The following is a 15366-nucleotide window of genomic DNA, read 5'->3' on the forward strand; positions in this document are numbered from 1 at the left end:
GAATGTATCACCTGTTACATTCAATGATGTGAACGCTGAATCCCCCGTTTTCCACAACAGCCATCGATGGCCACTCTACGCAGCCGGTTTTACCACAGCCTTCGGCGCCCACGCAGTGGCGGCCGGATTGGGTGCCGAAAGCGCCGACATCGGCCTCAACCTGCTGGGTTTGGGCGTCCTGCTCGCCCTCTACGACGTCGCCGAAGTCTTTCTCAAACCGGTCTTTGGCTCACTCAGCGACCGGATCGGACCCAAACCGGTCATCATCGGGGGTCTGGTGGCCTTCGCCGGCGCCTCCCTCATCGGGCTGTGGGCCGAACAGCCGTTCATGCTCGCAGCCGCGAGGCTGGGACAGGGTATGGCCGCCTCGGCATTCTCGCCTGCGTCCTCGGCCAGCGTGGCGCGCCTGGCAGGCGGCAGAACCGGACACTACTTTGGCCGCTATGGCTCCTGGAAGGGCTTGGGGTATGCCATCGGCCCGCTGCTGGGCGCCATCGCCATCATCACGGGTGGCTTCAGCTTGCTGTTCGGCGTGTTGGCCATGGTGGGCTTGCTGACCGCAATCTGGGTTGCTATGGCCGTACCACGCCTCCAGCCGCTCCCCCGGCCCCGATACACGATCCTGGACGTCTGGCGGCAAAGCACGCAGCGGTCCTTTCTTGGCCCAACGATCGTCCTGGCCGCCGGCACCGGCGCATTGGGGGCCGCCGTCGGCTTCCTTCCCGCGTTGGCAGCCAGGGAGGGACTTGGCACTGCGGGGAGCATCGCCGTCGTAACGGTCCTCGCCATAGCCTCCGCGCTCATCCAACCGCGGATCGGGAAACTCCGGGACCGCGGAATCCTGCACGACCGGCCCGGCATGGTGTCCGGCCTCCTGGCCATCACAGCCGGGACGCTCACGGCAGCGCTGCTTCCCGGCGCGGCCGCCATTTACCTCAGTGCTGTGTTGATCGGGGCGGGCATCGGCGTCGCGACGCCGCTGGCCTTCGCGCACCTTGCGGACTCCACGCCGGCCGAGCGGCTGGGCCGCACCATGGGCTCGGCCGAACTCGGCCGGGAACTTGGCGACGCCGGAGGTCCCCTTCTGGTGGGCGGCGTCGCCGTCGCTGCCGGCCTGCCGTGGGGGCTCGGCGCCCTTGCCGCCGTCGCAGCGGCCGCCTCCCTGGCCGCGCCGTCGGCAAAAGCAGACGACGACGCCGTTCGTCCCGCGCAACGCTAAGCGTCGATGCGTTCCCGATCCAGCGTCGCGGCACCGGCGATGATGAACTCCTTGCGCGGTGCCACGTCGGATCCCATCAGCAGGTCAAAGACTTCCTCGGCACGCTGGGCACTGTCGATGCCCACCTTACGCAGCGTGCGGTGCCTCGGGTCCATGGTGGTCTCGGCCAGCTGCTGGGCATCCATCTCGCCAAGGCCCTTGTAGCGCTGGATCGGTTCCTTGTAGCGCTTTCCTTCCTTGGCGAGGTTGGCCAAGAGGACGTGGAGCTCGGCCTCCGAATACGTGTAGATCATCTCGTTCGCCTTCTGCCCCGGGTTGATGACTTCAACCCGGTGCAGCGGAGGTACGGCGGCGAACACCCGCCCGGCTTCGACCATCGGACGCATGTACCGGAAGAACAGCGTCAGCAGCAGCGTCCGGATATGCGCGCCGTCAACATCCGCATCGGTCATGAGGATGACCTTGCCGTAGCGGGCAGCCTCGATATCAAAGCTGCGCCCGGATCCCGCGCCCACAACCTGGATCAGGGCTGCACACTCGGCATTGGAGAGCATGTCCCCCACCGAGGCCTTCTGGACATTGAGGATCTTGCCGCGAATAGGCAGCAAGGCCTGGAAATCGGAGGAACGCGCCAGCTTGGCGGTGCCCAAGGCGGAATCACCTTCCACAATGAACAACTCCGAACGCGCAACATCGTCCGTCCTGCAATCGGCAAGCTTGGTGGGCATCGAGGACGTTTCCAGCGCATTCTTCCGGCGCTGGGTTTCCTTGTGCACACGCGCTGAAATGCGGGACTTCATTTCGCTGACGATCTTCTCGAGGAGCAGCGAGGATTGCGCCTTGTCATTGCGGTTGGACGACGCCAGCTTCGCTGAGATTTCCTGCTCCACTACCCTGGCCACGATGGCCCGCACGGCCGAGGTCCCCAGGATCTCCTTGGTCTGCCCCTCAAACTGCGGTTCGGCCAGACGCACCGTCAGGACTGCGGTCAACCCGGCCAGGACATCGTCCTTCTCGATTTTGTCGTTGCCGGCCTTGAGCTTGCGTGCGTTGGCCTCCACCGCTTTGCGGAACGTCTTGAGCAGTGCGGCCTCAAAGCCTGCCTGGTGGGTTCCGCCCTTGGGCGTTGCGATGATGTTGACGAAACTGCGCATGGTGGTGTCGTAGCCGATGCCCCAGCGCAGGGCAATGTCCACCTCGCAATCGCGCTCGACTTCGGCGATCTTGCTGTGGCCGTTTTCGTCCAACACGGGAACGGTCTCTTTGAACTTCCCCGAGCCATGAAGGCGCCAAATGTCCGTGACGCCCGAGTCCGCGGCAAGGAAATCGACGAACTCGGAAATTCCGCCATCGTGGTGGAAGACTTCCTCATGAACGCCGGCCTCACCGGGGGTGCCTGGCAGTTTGCGTTCGTCGCGGACGGTGATTTTCAGTCCCGGGACAAGGAACGAGGTTTGGCGGGCGCGGGCAACCAGGTCCTCATAGGAGAACCGGGCGTCAGGCGTGAAGATCTGACGGTCCGCCCAGTAGCGGACGCGGGTGCCGGTGACTCCCCGCTTGGCCTTGCCGACGACGTCAAGCACCGAGCCCTCTACGAACGGCTCAAACGCCGACTCGGGACCGGTCTTGGCGCCCGAATCCTGAAAACGCCCCGGCTCGCCCCGGCGGAAGGACATCTGGTACGTCTTGCTGCCGCGGTCCACCTGGACGTCCAATCGGCTTGACAAAGCGTTGACCACAGAAGCGCCAACACCGTGCAGGCCACCCGATGCAGTATAGGAGCCGCCGCCGAACTTACCGCCCGCGTGCAGCTTGGTGAAGACCACCTCGACGCCTGTCAGGCCCGTCTTGGGTTCAACGTCAACCGGGATGCCACGGCCGTCGTCGTGGATTTCCACCGAGTTGTCCGCGTGCAGGATGACCTTGATGTCGTGGCCGAATCCTGCAAGCGCCTCATCCACCGCGTTGTCGATGATTTCCCAAAGGCAGTGCATGAGGCCACGGGAGTCCGTGGAACCGATGTACATGCCCGGGCGCTTGCGGACAGCTTCCAGGCCCTCAAGGACAGAAAGATGCCGGGCGTTGTATTCAGAACTCGGTGCCACTCGCGGTGTGCTCCTTCGGGGTATATCTCAGGGTGTTTCCAGCAGCGTTTGTGTCCGCCAAAATCAAGGCAAACTCTGCCCATACTAGGGTAGCCGCCGGCGCCGCCGGGAACCGTTTGCCACTCCCGGCATCGACACAGCGGTCCCGTTACGTTACGCACATGTGATACGCGGACAGCGAAAGTGATCCATCCTTGCCATGGTTCTGCTTCGAATACTGGTTATATGGATGTACAGAACTACTAAGGAGGCCGACATGACAACAGCAGTTGCAGACCGCACGCTTAACGCAGCTGACCGATGCGATCGTTGCGGGGCTCAGGCATATGTCCGCGTTGTACTCGAGTCCTCCGGCGGTGAGCTGCTTTTCTGCGGCCACCACGCCCGCGCAGTTGAGGCCACGCTCCGGCCCCTGACCTCCGACTGGCACGATGAGACCGAACGCCTCAACGAGAAGGCACCCGTTCCGGTCGACTAAGCAGGACAACCAACCGCAGCAGGGTCTCTCCCACCAGGGAGAGGCCCTGTTCCTGTTAACGGGCTTGTCCTGGCGCTTTACTGGCTTGTCCTGGAGCTGTCCCCAGCCTCGGGATCGATCGTTGCGGGCATGGATGAACCCAAGTAACTGGCATTTGTGGTTGTTCCCAGCGCTGGGAACAACCAGAAGTGCCAGTCAGATCAGTTGGGTGCGCCTCGCCGCCCCTGGGCTTAAAGCAGCAGCCCTGCCGGATATCCGGCAGGGCTGCTGTTCACTTCCAGCGGTTCTTAGTCCAGGTAGTCCCGCAAGACCTGCGAGCGGGAGGGGTGCCGCAGCTTGGACATGGTCTTGGATTCGATCTGGCGGATACGTTCACGCGTCACTCCGTAGACCTTGCCGATTTCGTCTAAAGTCTTCGGCTGGCCATCGGTCAAGCCGAAACGCATGGCCACCACACCGGCTTCACGCTCGGAGAGCGTGTCCAGTACGGAGTGGAGCTGTTCCTGGAGAAGCGTGAAGCTCACGGCGTCTGCCGGAACAACGGCCTCCGAGTCCTCGATCAGGTCACCGAACTCCGAGTCGCCGTCTTCACCCAGCGGCGTGTGCAGGGAAATCGGCTCGCGACCGTACTTCTGGACTTCCACGACCTTCTCCGGGGTCATGTCCAGTTCCAGGGCCAGTTCTTCCGGCGTGGGTTCGCGTCCGAGGTCCTGCAGCATCTGGCGCTGCACACGGGCCAGCTTGTTGATGACCTCAACCATGTGGACCGGGATACGGATGGTCCGCGCCTGGTCGGCCATTGCACGGGTGATGGCCTGCCGGATCCACCACGTGGCGTACGTGGAGAACTTGAAGCCCTTGGTGTAGTCGAACTTCTCCACGGCGCGGATAAGGCCCAGGTTTCCTTCCTGGATCAAGTCCAGGAAGAGCATGCCGCGGCCGGTGTACCGCTTGGCCAAGGACACGACGAGACGAAGGTTCGCCTCAAGCAGGTGGTTCTTGGCACGCTTGCCGTCGTGGATAACAAACTCCAGCTCGCGCTTGAGCTTGGGGTCCATGGATCCGTCATCGGCGGCAATCTTCTCTTCAGCAAAGAGGCCGGCTTCGATCCTGAGTGCGAGGTCGACTTCCTGCTCGGCGTTCAGCAGTGCTACCTTGCCGATCTGCTTCAGGTAGTCCTTGACGGGGTCTGCGGTTGCACCGGCGGACATGACCTGCTGGACGGGGGCGTCGTCGTCATCGGCATCGGAATAGACAAAGCCGGAACCAGTGGGGGCAGGCTTGTCCTTGCCGGCAGGAGCACCCCCCTCTTCAGCCTCGTCGTCGCCGACTTCCACTTCCTCAGCTGCCGAGGGATCGAATTCTTCGTCCTCGACTTCCACATCGTCAGAGTCGTCTTCGGCATCTGAAGACTTGTTGGCAGCCTCAGCCGCGGCCTTGGCACCGGGCTTGGGTCCACGCTTCTTGGGTGCAGGCTTGTCAGGGTTTCCCTCTGAAGCCTTGCTGGCAGCACGAGTCGCCGCGCTCTTTGCCGAAGCCGCCTTCTTTTCCTCAGCGGACAGTTCGGCCTGGGCGGCGGGTTCCTTCTCGACGGAAGACGGGGTCACAGAAAACCTTTCTAGCGGCGGTCTGTGGAATCACCATGTGGGCAACACCACTATGACCCTGTCAAGTCCGCGATTATTTTCAAATGCAATCGCCGTCCGCAGGGTCTCTAGGTACAACTGCCGACGCCTCCGAAATGTTCCCCAAATACGGGGGCCAACGGGCATTCAAACGCGGACCCAACCGGGTCTCGGCATCCATTGTCTCACGATTTTGCGAATCCCACGCGTAGCAGGGCAGTCGCCGGCCTATTTTCTGCCGGCAACATGGGTGCCCCACGCCGAGTCAGGACGCCGGGCCCATCCGCTGACGGTGCCCTGGCCCAGGATCTCGTCGAGGAGTTCCGCCAGCCTGTATCCGGGGTTGACGGCCAGGGCGCGGTCAAGGCAGGCATGGGCGAATGAACCGCTCCCCTTGCACCAGGCGATCCATCCTTGGAGGGTCAGTGCAGCCGCGGCGGCCTCGCTCTCTTCTTCGTCGAAGCTCAGGAAGGACAACACCCGCTGCAGGGCGTCAAGGAGCTGCCAATCGGGAATACCGGGTTGCACACCCAGGAGCACCTCCCCGTAGGAGAAGAGCCCGCCATGGCCCGAATCCAGGGACGGCTGTGGCATCTCCGGCTCTCCGGCCAGCCCGCCTCCTCTGCCCGTGCCGAAAGCTGTTTCGGGCCAATCAGACGGATCATGGCCGGCCCGCAACCCAAGTTCGAGTGGATCAAAGGGCAGCGATGGTGAGACATTTTCGTCGAAGAGATTGAAGGCCTCCGCCCCGGCCTTCGCAGACCGCACCCCGGCCGCCGCCATGACCATGATGGCGTCCCGCCATGGTGGCACGGCAAGGCTTGCCCGCAGGAAGCCCACCAATTCGTCCGCGGCCGGCCCCTCGAACCCCTGCACCTCCCCCGCACCGTCCGGGGTAGATTCACCCCGCGCCCACGGCCTGTCCAAAATCTGAAGCCAGGCATCCATGACTGCGCCCAGGCACAGCCGGCTGCGCCACGCACCAGTGAACTGACCCTCGAATTTCAACTCCGCCTCAAGCACGCCCCCATGTGGTTTCCCTGGCAGCGCGAGCCTGGGCGGGTCCACCCGGCTCTGCGGCGACGACCCCACGCTGCTTCCGCGGTAAACCATCTCGGCGTTGATCCGGCCGTTCCGTATCTGTTCCACTGGCAAGCCCGGGACTGGACAGCAGTCCGCGTCTGTACAGAAAGCACTGCGCCAATAATCGTCTCCCACCAGCCACGCTTCCCGGACGCAAAGCCCCACAGTCTCGAGAGCCTGCTGCAAGGCCACCAACACCGGCATCGCGCGGCACACCACCGAGCCGTCGTCCCAGCCGGCACTGTCATACAGGGCAAGGACCACACCATCTGCCTGTTCGTCGGCGAGGAGGTGGTTCCTTACGTACTCTGCAAAGGCAGCCCGGACGCGTGGCGAGTTCGACGTGGGAAGATCCACCCGAAGGGTAGCTCCGAAAGTCTTCTCCTGCATGGTGATGGCTACCAGGCTGTCCTGGGGCCAGTAGCCAAGCAGATGCGGAATGTAGCCCAGAACGTCTTCGGGCCGGTAGATGTTGAGGGTCTCGTTGCTGGTCATGCCTCAAGCTTGGCCAGCGCGGAGTGGAGCGGACAGCCGCCAATTTGCGTATGTGGAAAAGGGGTCCTGGGGAAGACCAGTGAAGCTGGTTGCTACGTGTCGCCAGGGTGGGAAGCCTGGCGCGCTGTACGCCGCCGCTCAATCCGCTCACGGCGCTGCTTGGCCAGCGTTGCCACCAGCGGGGTCACATGGATGCCCTGCGCCGCCATCTGGCGGCGTACCTTGCGCCTGGTCAAAAGGATCAACACTGTACCCAGCGCGAGGAGCACGAACTGGATGCTCAGAGCGATCCGGAACGGGGCCAGTCCGTACAAGACACCGTTGGAAAAGCCACTGGCATTCAGGACGTCAAGCACAAGGCCGATGAGGTAGATCGCCACAAGCGCCGCGATAAATCCTCCGACGTTGACGATTCCCGTTGCGGTCCCGATTCTGTGCGAGGGATTGAAGGTCCTGGCAAAGTCGAAGCCGATCATCGAGCCCGGACCTCCGACGGCCAACACCACCACGAGGACTACCAGCAGCCAGAGCGGCGCCCTCTCGGGCAGCACGAGGACCGCCGCCCACACGAGCGCAGTGGCAAGGGTTATCAGAAGGACCATGGCCGAACGCCTCATGGGGTGCTTGGAGACGAACCGCCCCACGCCGGGTCCCGAAACAATGGCCGTGGCCACAAACAACGCCATCAGCGCGGAAACCGTCGTTGCGTCCAGCCCCTGGGCCGAAAGGAGGAAGGGGTAGCCCCAGGTCATGGCAAACAGGTTTCCGCTGAACTGCACTGTGAAGTGGCTCCACAGCCCAAGCCTCGTACCGGGCTGCTTCCAAGCCCGCGACAAGGAAACTCCCGTGGCCCTGAGTCCTTGGGAGGTGTCCCTCGGCGGGTGGCCCGGAGGAGCATCCCTCAACAAGACGAGGACAAGGACGACGGCGAGCACAGACAATGCCGCCAGCGAGAGGAACGCAGGGGTCCACCCCGCGGAATGCAATAACAGCGCAAACGGCACCACGCTGAACAACTGGCCCAATTGCCCGCACATGCCGGTCAACTGCGTTACCAACGGAACGCGTGCCGGAGCGAACCACAAGGGAACCAGCCGGATCACTGAAATGAAGGTCATGGCGTCTCCCGCGCCAACCAGCACCCTGCCCAGGACACCACCGGGAACGCTGTCCGCGAAGGCCAACTGCAGTTGCCCCAAGCCCATCAGGACCGCGCCACCGGCGACCATCACCCGGGAGCCGAACCGGTCCACCAGGACGCCCACCGGAATCTGCAAACCGGCGTAGACCAACAATTGCAGGACCGTGAAGAAGGAGACCGCGGCGGCGCTTGCATGGAACCGCTCCGTGGCTTCCAGCCCGGCGACGCCGAACGATGTCCGCTGCGCCACAGCCACGAGGTAGGCGAACACGCCGATTGTCCAGATGAGCCAGGCGCGGGGAGAATTCACTCCTTAATTATGCCTGCCATGAGATCAAAGCTGATTTATTGAGGCGCGTCCTTACGGGCGAGGTAAGCCTCCACTGCGGCACCGAGATCCTCCGCGTTGGGAAGTTCATCGTTCTCGTCCGCGAGCAGGGAACGGCGCACAATACCCTCGGATTTCTCGTCGTACCGGGCTTCCAAATTCGAAACCACAGCCTGCACTTCCTCGGACGATTCGATTTGTTCGGCAATTTGCCGGCCCACTTCCCGGCCTGATTCACGCAGACGGTCGGTGGGCAGCATCAGCGAGGTTGCCGCTCCCAAGTACTCCAGGCCAGCCACTGCCGCTTGCGGGTACTCCGCTTCGGACAAGTAGTGCGGGACATGGATGACATAGCCTGCTACGTTGCGCTCGGCTTCGGTGAGCCGCAGTTCGAGGATGTGTCCAATCGCTGCGGGTACTTCCACCGTCGGTTTCCAACTGGAAATGCCCTCGATGAGTTCGGGGCGGTTGCCATGGACTGTAACGCCCACTGGCCGGGTATGCGGAACAGGCATGGGGATCGAGTGGATCCACGTCACGAGGTTCACGTCGAGCTTTTCCACAATGCCCACAACGGCCCTGGAGAAGCGTTCCCACTGCAGGTCAGGTTCGAACCCTGCCAGCAGGAGGAAGGGCTGTCCGAGTCCGTCGGTCAGCTTGTAGAGGCCCAGGCGTGGCGGCTGGTAATCCTGCAGGTGGTCCTCGACGAAGGTGATATGGGGCCGCCGGGAGCGGTAGTCGATCAGCTGGTCGGCGTCGAACATCGCCACCACCTCGGCGTCGAGCTGGTCAAGCAATTCCGCATTGATCTGCCGGACCACATGTCCGGCATCGGCGAAACCGGTAAAGCCCATCACCATGTTCAGTCCGCGCAATTCGGGGCTGTGGAAAATCTCGATGTTGCTCGCGTAGAGCGCCTCGGGGTCCAGGAGGGAGCCGGATATCCGTTCAAACACGGCGTGTTCCTTTCACAGTGGCAAAGTTCGGGGCCCGGCCAACGCATGGATTCGCGTGGAATCCGTGCAGGGCAAGGACCGGTCTTGAAGGTCCGTTGTAGATACAACGCAGCACGTCGAGCGGGCATTCCTGCCGCCCGGTGTGCCGCAAATCTCATTTAATTGCTCTCCGCAGCCCGCGAGAGACTACGATCGAAATGGGCCGGCGCCCTTTCGCTACGCTGGTCCCGAAGACCAAGGCCGCCGTCGCAACAAGACGCCGGGCGCGTACCGGAGCAGGGCGCCAAACATGCAGCCCTGCCATGCAATGCAGAGAGAAGTGAGGACACATCCTCGTGGTCAAGACTACTGACATCCTCCTCGGCGTGATCGCCAAGGATCTGAAAAAGTCCCCCAGCGACGCCCTCGTGGTGGGCGTGGCGCAAGGCGCTGACGGCCCGGTGCTGCTGTCCAATCCCCTGAGCGCCAAAGCCGCCGAGTCAATCACCGGATCCCTGAAAGTCCTGGGAATCACGGGCGCCGCCGACCAGGTGCACCGCCTGCCGGGCCTGCCGGAAACCGGCTCGGAAATCCTCGTCCTCGCCGGAACAGGAAAGACGTCCGACGGCGGCCGCCTCACCGAAGAGGCGCTGCGCCGCGCGGCGGGTTCGGCTGTCCGCCAACTCGCCGGACTGTCCACGGTAACGCTTGCGTTCCCGGCATCCACGGTGGCCGAAGTCGCAGCCGTGGCCGAAGGTGCGGCCCTTGGTTCGTACTCGTACACCGAGCACCGCTCAAGCCAGGACGGCTTGAAGGCACCCGTCAGCAAAGTCCTCCTCTACACAGAGGTCGCCGCAAAGGAAGCACAGCCCGTCCTGGACCGTGCCACTGTCCTGGCCCGGGCCGTCAACGCTACGCGCACCCTCGTCAACCAACCCCCGAGCCACCTCTTCCCTGAATCGTTCGCCGACTCCGCCAAGGACCTCGCCAAAGGGCTGCCTGTCAAGGTCACCGTGTGGGATGAAAAGCGCCTCGAAAAGGAAGGCTTCGGCGGTATCCTCGGCGTCGGCAAGGGCTCTACCCGCCAGCCCCGCCTGGTCAAGGTGGAGTACGCCCCGGCCAAGGCCACCAAGAAGATCGCGCTGGTGGGCAAGGGCATTACCTTCGACACCGGTGGCATCTCGATCAAGCCGGCCCTCGGCATGGGCGACATGAAGAGCGACATGGCCGGTGCCGCCGTCGTCCTTAACACTGTCCTGGCCATTGCCTCCCTTGGGCTTCCCATTAAGGCAACCGCCTGGCTGTGCATCGCGGAGAACATGCCTTCCGGCGCAGCGCAGCGGCCCGCCGATGTCCTCACTGTCTACGGTGGCAAGACCGTCGAGGTCCTCAACACAGACGCGGAGGGCCGCCTGGTCATGGCCGACGGCATCGTCGCCGCCAGCCTGGAGGCCCCGGACGCCATCATCGACGTCGCTACGTTGACGGGCGCCCAACTGATCGCCTTGGGCCTTCGGACCGCGGGCGTGATGGGCTCGGACTCAGTGACCTCCGCCCTCAAGTCCGCAGCAGACCGTGCCGGCGAACTGGTGTGGCCCATGCCCCTTCCCGAGGAGCTGCGTCCCAGCCTGGATTCGCAGGTTGCGGACATCGCGAACATCGGCGAACGCAACGGCGGCATGATGACCGCAGCCGTCTTCCTCCGCGAGTTCGTCGGAAAGAACGGCAACGGTGAACAAATCCCCTGGGCCCACGTGGACATCGCCGGACCGTCCTTCAACAACGGCAGCCCCTACGGCTACACGCCCAAGCAGGGAACCGGCTGCACGGTCCGTACCCTGGTGGCCTACGCGGAAGACCTTCTGACGGCTTCCGCCTAGACGTTCCTGCCACTCCGCCGAGGCACTGGCGGGCCTTCCCGGACCACGTCCGGAAGGCCCGCCCCGCCCCGGAATTATGCGGCGTGTAGGGCTGTGTCACAAGTGAACGTGAGTCTCGACACAAGCGCTCCACAAACGCCCGCAGAGGGTGGAGCATGGGTAGGTGGTTCGCTAAGGTGAACTCGATAGTCACAAATGCAAGAGAACTTAGGTGCTGGCATAATCACGGCAGAACAAGTTCCAAAGACCCGATGACACGCAGTCCCGTGTCATCATTCACGCGAGGGAGCGTTTTAGTGGCCGATCAGGCAACTGCGCAAGAATTCGACATCCTGGTACTCGGTGGCGGCAGCGGCGGCTACGCCACGGCTTTGCGGGCCGTACAGCTGGGGTTCACCGTTGGCCTTGTGGAAAAGGCAAAGCTCGGCGGAACCTGCCTCCACAACGGCTGTATCCCCACCAAGGCACTCCTGCACTCGGCCGAACTGGCCGACCATGCACGCGATTCCGCCAAGTACGGCGTGAACGTAACCCTGGACAGCATCGACATGTCCGCTGTGAACGCCTACAAGGACGGCATCATTGCCGGTAAGTTCAAGGGACTCCAGGGACTCATCAAGTCCAAGGGCATCACCGTGATCGAAGGTGAAGGCAAGCTCCAGGGCAACAACACCGTCGTGGTGAACGGAACGGCCTACACCGGCAAGAACATCGTCCTGGCCACGGGCTCCTACTCGCGCTCGCTTCCCGGACTGGAAATCGGCGGCAAGGTCATCACCTCGGACCAGGCCCTCACCATGGACTACATCCCCAAGAGCGCGATCGTGCTCGGCGGCGGCGTGATCGGCGTCGAATTCGCTTCCGTGTGGAAGTCCTTCGGCGTGGATGTCACCATCATCGAAGGCCTCCCTTCCTTGGTTCCCAACGAAGACGCCTCGATCGTCAAGAACCTCGAGCGTGCCTTCAAGAAGCGCGGCATCAAGTTCAGCACCGGCATCTTCTTCCAGGGCGTTGAGCAGGACGAGAACGGCGTCAAGGTCACCTTGGTCGACGGACAGACGTTCGAAGCCGACCTCCTTCTTGTCGCCGTTGGCCGTGGCCCCGTCACCGCCAACTTGGGCTACGAAGAAGCAGGCATCACCATCGACCGCGGCTTCGTCATCACCAACGAGCGCCTCCACACCGGCGTCGGCAACATCTACGCCGTCGGCGACATCGTCCCCGGCGTGCAGCTTGCCCACCGTGGCTACCAGCAAGGCATCTTCGTTGCCGAGGAAATCGCAGGCCTGAACCCCGCGATCGTCGAGGACATCAACATCCCCAAGGTCACCTACTGCGAGCCTGAAATCGCAACCGTGGGCTACACCGAGAAGCTCGCCAAGGAAAAGTTCGGCGACGACCAGGTGCAGACCCAGGAGTACAACCTGGCTGGCAACGGCAAGAGCTCCATCCTGGGCACGGGCGGCATCGTCAAGCTCGTCCGCCAGAAGGATGGCCCGGTGGTTGGCATCCACATGATCGGCTCGCGCATTGGTGAGCAGATCGGCGAAGCCCAGCTGATCGTGAACTGGGAAGCCTACCCGGAAGACGTGGCCCAGTTGGTCCACGCCCACCCCACGCAGAACGAAGCCCTGGGCGAAGCCCACCTCGCCCTCGCGGGCAAGCCGCTCCACGGCTAAGTCTTTACCCAAGACAAACGGGCCGGGTGCACGCGGCAGAATCTGCAGCGTGCACCCGCCCGGACCAGCAGCATTCATCCGCACAAAAAGATCAATAAGGAGAACGGGGACGACATGTCTGAATCCGTTAACTTGCCCGCCCTCGGTGAGAGTGTCACCGAAGGAACCGTCACCCGCTGGCTCAAGCAGGTTGGTGACCGGGTAGAGATCGACGAGCCGTTGCTCGAGGTTTCCACCGACAAAGTAGACACCGAAATCCCTTCTCCGATCGCAGGCGTCATCGAAGAAATCCTCGTCGCCGAAGACGAGACCGCTGAAGTTGGCGCTCCCCTGGTTCGCATCGGCGATGGTTCCGGCTCCGCCGCTCCGGCCGACGAAGAAGCACCTGCTCCGGCTGCCGAGGCTCCCGCCGAGCAGGCTGCACCGGCACAGGAAGCCCCCGCTGCTGAGGCTCCTGCAGCCCCCGCTGCAGAAGCTCCGGCCGCTTCGGGCGGCGAAGGCCACGAAGTAACCCTGCCCGCGCTTGGCGAGAGCGTTACCGAGGGTACCGTGACGCGTTGGCTCAAGGCGATCGGCGACACCGTCGAGGTAGATGAGCCGCTGCTCGAGGTCTCCACGGACAAGGTTGACACCGAGATCCCCTCTCCGGTGGCCGGAACCCTGCAGGAAATCCGGGTCAGCGAAGACGAGACCGCCGAAGTTGGCTCTGTCCTTGCCGTGATCGGATCCGGCGCAGCTGCTCCGGCTGCAGCACCGGCACCGGCCGCACCCGCAGCGGAAGCACCCGCTCCCGCCGCAGCACCCGCTCCCGCCGCAGCACCCGCACCCGCCGCAGCACCCGCACCCGCCGCAGCACCCGCACCCGCCGCAGCACCCGCACCCGCCGCAGCACCCGCTCCCGCCGCAGCACCGGCGCCCGCTGCCCCGGCGGCGGCTCCCGCGGAGACCACCGGTTCCTCCGAGTCCGGCTACGTCACTCCCTTGGTCCGCAAACTCGCCAACCAGCACGGAGTGGACATCTCCGCTGTATCGGGCACCGGTGTTGGCGGCCGCATCCGCAAGCAGGATGTCCTTGCTGCGGCCGAGGCCAAGAAGGCTGCCGCAGCTCCGGCTCCGGCAGCTGCTCCTGCCGCCAAGGCAGCCGCACCCGTAGTTGCTTCCTCGCTCCGTGGAACCACGGAAAAGGCGCCCCGTATCCGTCAGGTCATCGCCCGCCGCATGCGCGAATCCCTTGAGGTCTCCACGCAGCTCACGCAGGTGCACGAAGTGGACATGACCAAGATCGCCAAGCTCCGCCTCAAGGCCAAGAACAATTTCCAGGCCCAGAACGGCGTCAAGCTGACCTTCCTGCCGTTCATCGCCAAGGCTGTTGCCGAGGCACTCAAGCAGCACCCCAAGCTGAACGCTGCCTACGACGAGTCCAAGCAGGAAATCACCTACCACAACGCCGAACACCTGGCGATTGCCGTGGACACCGACAAGGGACTGTTGGTTCCGGTCATCTCCGACGCCGGCAACCTCAACCTTGCCGGCCTTGCCGGCAAGATCGCCGACGTGGCTGGCCGCACACGCGACGGCAAGATCGGCCCGGACGAGCTCTCCGGCGGTACGTTCAGCATCACCAACATTGGATCCGTCGGCGCCCTGTTCGACACCCCGATCATCAACCAGCCGCAGGTGGGCATCCTGGGCACCGGCGCGATCGTCAAGCGCGCCGTGGTTGTTGCAGACGAAAACGGCGACGATTCCATCGCGATCCGCTCCATGATGTACCTGTCGCTGACGTACGACCACCGTTTGGTGGACGGCGCGGACGCCGGACGCTTCCTGCAGACGCTCAAGGCCCGCCTTGAAGAGGGCGCCTTCGAAGCGGACCTGGGTCTCTAGGTTCTTCAAGCAGCCTCTGCTGATAAAGGCGGGGAAGGATTCCGGAAAATGCCGGAATCCTTCCCCGCCTTTCGTCTTGTGTGCGCGCCTTTGCTACGACACGTAGAAACAACTGGATAAGCTGTGTCCATGAGTATTCTCTTCAGCATCCTGGTGTTCTTGCACATCGTCGGCGCAGCCATGATTGTGGGCTACTGGATCGCCACCATCAAGGAACCCACGGTGCACCCGCGCCAGCGTGACGGCGCCTTCCTGCAGCTGCTCACGGGCATCGCCATGATGGGTGTTCTTCCCCTGATGCCCGACGCAGACCCCAACTACTTCAAGCTCGGCATCAAGTTCGCCATCGGTGTGGCCGTGGCCGTCCTTGCCGTGATCGGATCCCGCAAAGTCAAGAAGGGCGAAGCCGTTTCCACTGGCCTTGCACACGGTGTGGGCGGTTTGGCGTTGGTCAACATTGCCATCGCCACGCTTTGGAACTGAATCCACTCCCGCACTCCATTGGAAAACC

The 15366-nt window shown here is 63.4% G+C and carries 11 protein-coding genes; 6 read left to right on the forward strand and 5 right to left on the reverse strand.

The annotated features are described in order from the left end of the window. The first annotated feature begins 28 nt into the window (after positions 1 to 28). Positions 29 to 1219, forward strand: coding sequence for an MFS transporter (locus tag ACIPY3_RS12780; RefSeq protein WP_400334576.1), 1191 nt, complete (start codon positions 29 to 31; stop codon positions 1217 to 1219). Here the strand turns inward: ACIPY3_RS12780 and ACIPY3_RS12785 are convergent. Then, positions 1216 to 3324, reverse strand: a complete 2109-nt coding sequence (locus tag ACIPY3_RS12785) for a type IIA DNA topoisomerase subunit B (protein WP_400334580.1) — start codon at positions 3322 to 3324, stop codon at positions 1216 to 1218. The genes ACIPY3_RS12780 and ACIPY3_RS12785 overlap by 4 nt on opposite strands. Before the next feature lie 256 nt (positions 3325 to 3580). Here ACIPY3_RS12785 and ACIPY3_RS12790 point away from each other — a divergent pair, with 256 nt between their 5' ends. Further along, positions 3581 to 3802: a hypothetical protein gene (locus ACIPY3_RS12790; protein WP_021473125.1), complete on the forward strand. Its 222-nt coding sequence runs from the start codon at positions 3581 to 3583 to the stop codon at positions 3800 to 3802. 287 nt (positions 3803 to 4089) lie between these two features. Here ACIPY3_RS12790 and ACIPY3_RS12795 read toward each other — a convergent pair whose 3' ends face one another. From ACIPY3_RS12795 to ACIPY3_RS12810, 4 genes are all read right to left on the reverse strand, one after another. Continuing rightward, a complete protein-coding gene (locus ACIPY3_RS12795) occupies positions 4090 to 5409 on the reverse strand; it encodes an RNA polymerase sigma factor (protein WP_400334582.1) in 1320 nt (439 codons plus the stop codon). A gap of 246 nt (positions 5410 to 5655) precedes the next feature. After that, on the reverse strand, positions 5656 to 7005 hold the full coding sequence (locus ACIPY3_RS12800; RefSeq protein WP_400334584.1) for a DUF4192 domain-containing protein: 1350 nt from the start codon (positions 7003 to 7005) through the stop codon (positions 5656 to 5658). A gap of 92 nt (positions 7006 to 7097) precedes the next feature. Next, entirely contained in the window at positions 7098 to 8456 is a 1359-nt protein-coding gene (locus ACIPY3_RS12805) for a nitrate/nitrite transporter (RefSeq protein WP_400334586.1), read from the reverse strand. A 35-nt stretch (positions 8457 to 8491) separates the two neighbouring features. Then, positions 8492 to 9430, reverse strand: coding sequence for a proteasome assembly chaperone family protein (locus ACIPY3_RS12810; protein ID WP_397322834.1), 939 nt, complete (start codon positions 9428 to 9430; stop codon positions 8492 to 8494). Positions 9431 to 9765: 335 nt separating this feature from the next. On the opposite strand from ACIPY3_RS12810, the gene ACIPY3_RS12815 reads away from it, so the two are divergent. The 4 genes from ACIPY3_RS12815 (at position 9766) to ACIPY3_RS12830 (ending at position 15338) form a co-directional block, all read left to right on the forward strand. Then, the gene (locus ACIPY3_RS12815) at positions 9766 to 11289 is read left to right on the forward strand and encodes a leucyl aminopeptidase (RefSeq protein WP_400334588.1); all 1524 of its coding nucleotides are present in this window, start codon (positions 9766 to 9768) and stop codon (positions 11287 to 11289) included. A 296-nt stretch (positions 11290 to 11585) separates the two neighbouring features. Next, positions 11586 to 12968, forward strand: a complete 1383-nt coding sequence (lpdA, locus tag ACIPY3_RS12820; RefSeq protein ID WP_400334589.1) for a dihydrolipoyl dehydrogenase — start codon at positions 11586 to 11588, stop codon at positions 12966 to 12968. Between the two features lie 114 nt (positions 12969 to 13082). Continuing rightward, positions 13083 to 14855 (forward strand): 2-oxoglutarate dehydrogenase, E2 component, dihydrolipoamide succinyltransferase, encoded by a 1773-nt coding sequence (gene sucB / locus ACIPY3_RS12825; protein ID WP_400334591.1) that lies wholly within the window; start codon positions 13083 to 13085, stop codon positions 14853 to 14855. Positions 14856 to 14984: 129 nt separating this feature from the next. Continuing rightward, complete coding sequence (locus ACIPY3_RS12830) at positions 14985 to 15338, forward strand: hypothetical protein (protein WP_397322838.1); 354 nt, start codon at positions 14985 to 14987, stop codon at positions 15336 to 15338. Positions 15339 to 15366 lie beyond the last annotated feature (28 nt).

It is taken from the genome of Paenarthrobacter sp. NPDC089714 (genome assembly GCF_044748905.1).
In the GTDB taxonomy this organism is placed as follows: Bacteria; Actinomycetota; Actinomycetes; order Actinomycetales; family Micrococcaceae; genus Arthrobacter.

Excerpts from the sequence above, each read along its gene's own strand:
- sucB (WP_400334591.1), top strand. The coding sequence starts at position 13,083 with ATGTCTGAATCCGTTAACTTGCCCGCCCTCGGTGAGAGTGTCACCGAA.
- ACIPY3_RS12790 (WP_021473125.1), top strand. The coding sequence starts at position 3,581 with ATGACAACAGCAGTTGCAGACCGCACGCTTAACGCAGCTGACCGATGC.
- ACIPY3_RS12800 (WP_400334584.1), bottom strand. The coding sequence starts at position 7,005 with ATGACCAGCAACGAGACCCTCAACATCTACCGGCCCGAAGACGTTCTG.
- ACIPY3_RS12830 (WP_397322838.1), top strand. The coding sequence starts at position 14,985 with ATGAGTATTCTCTTCAGCATCCTGGTGTTCTTGCACATCGTCGGCGCA.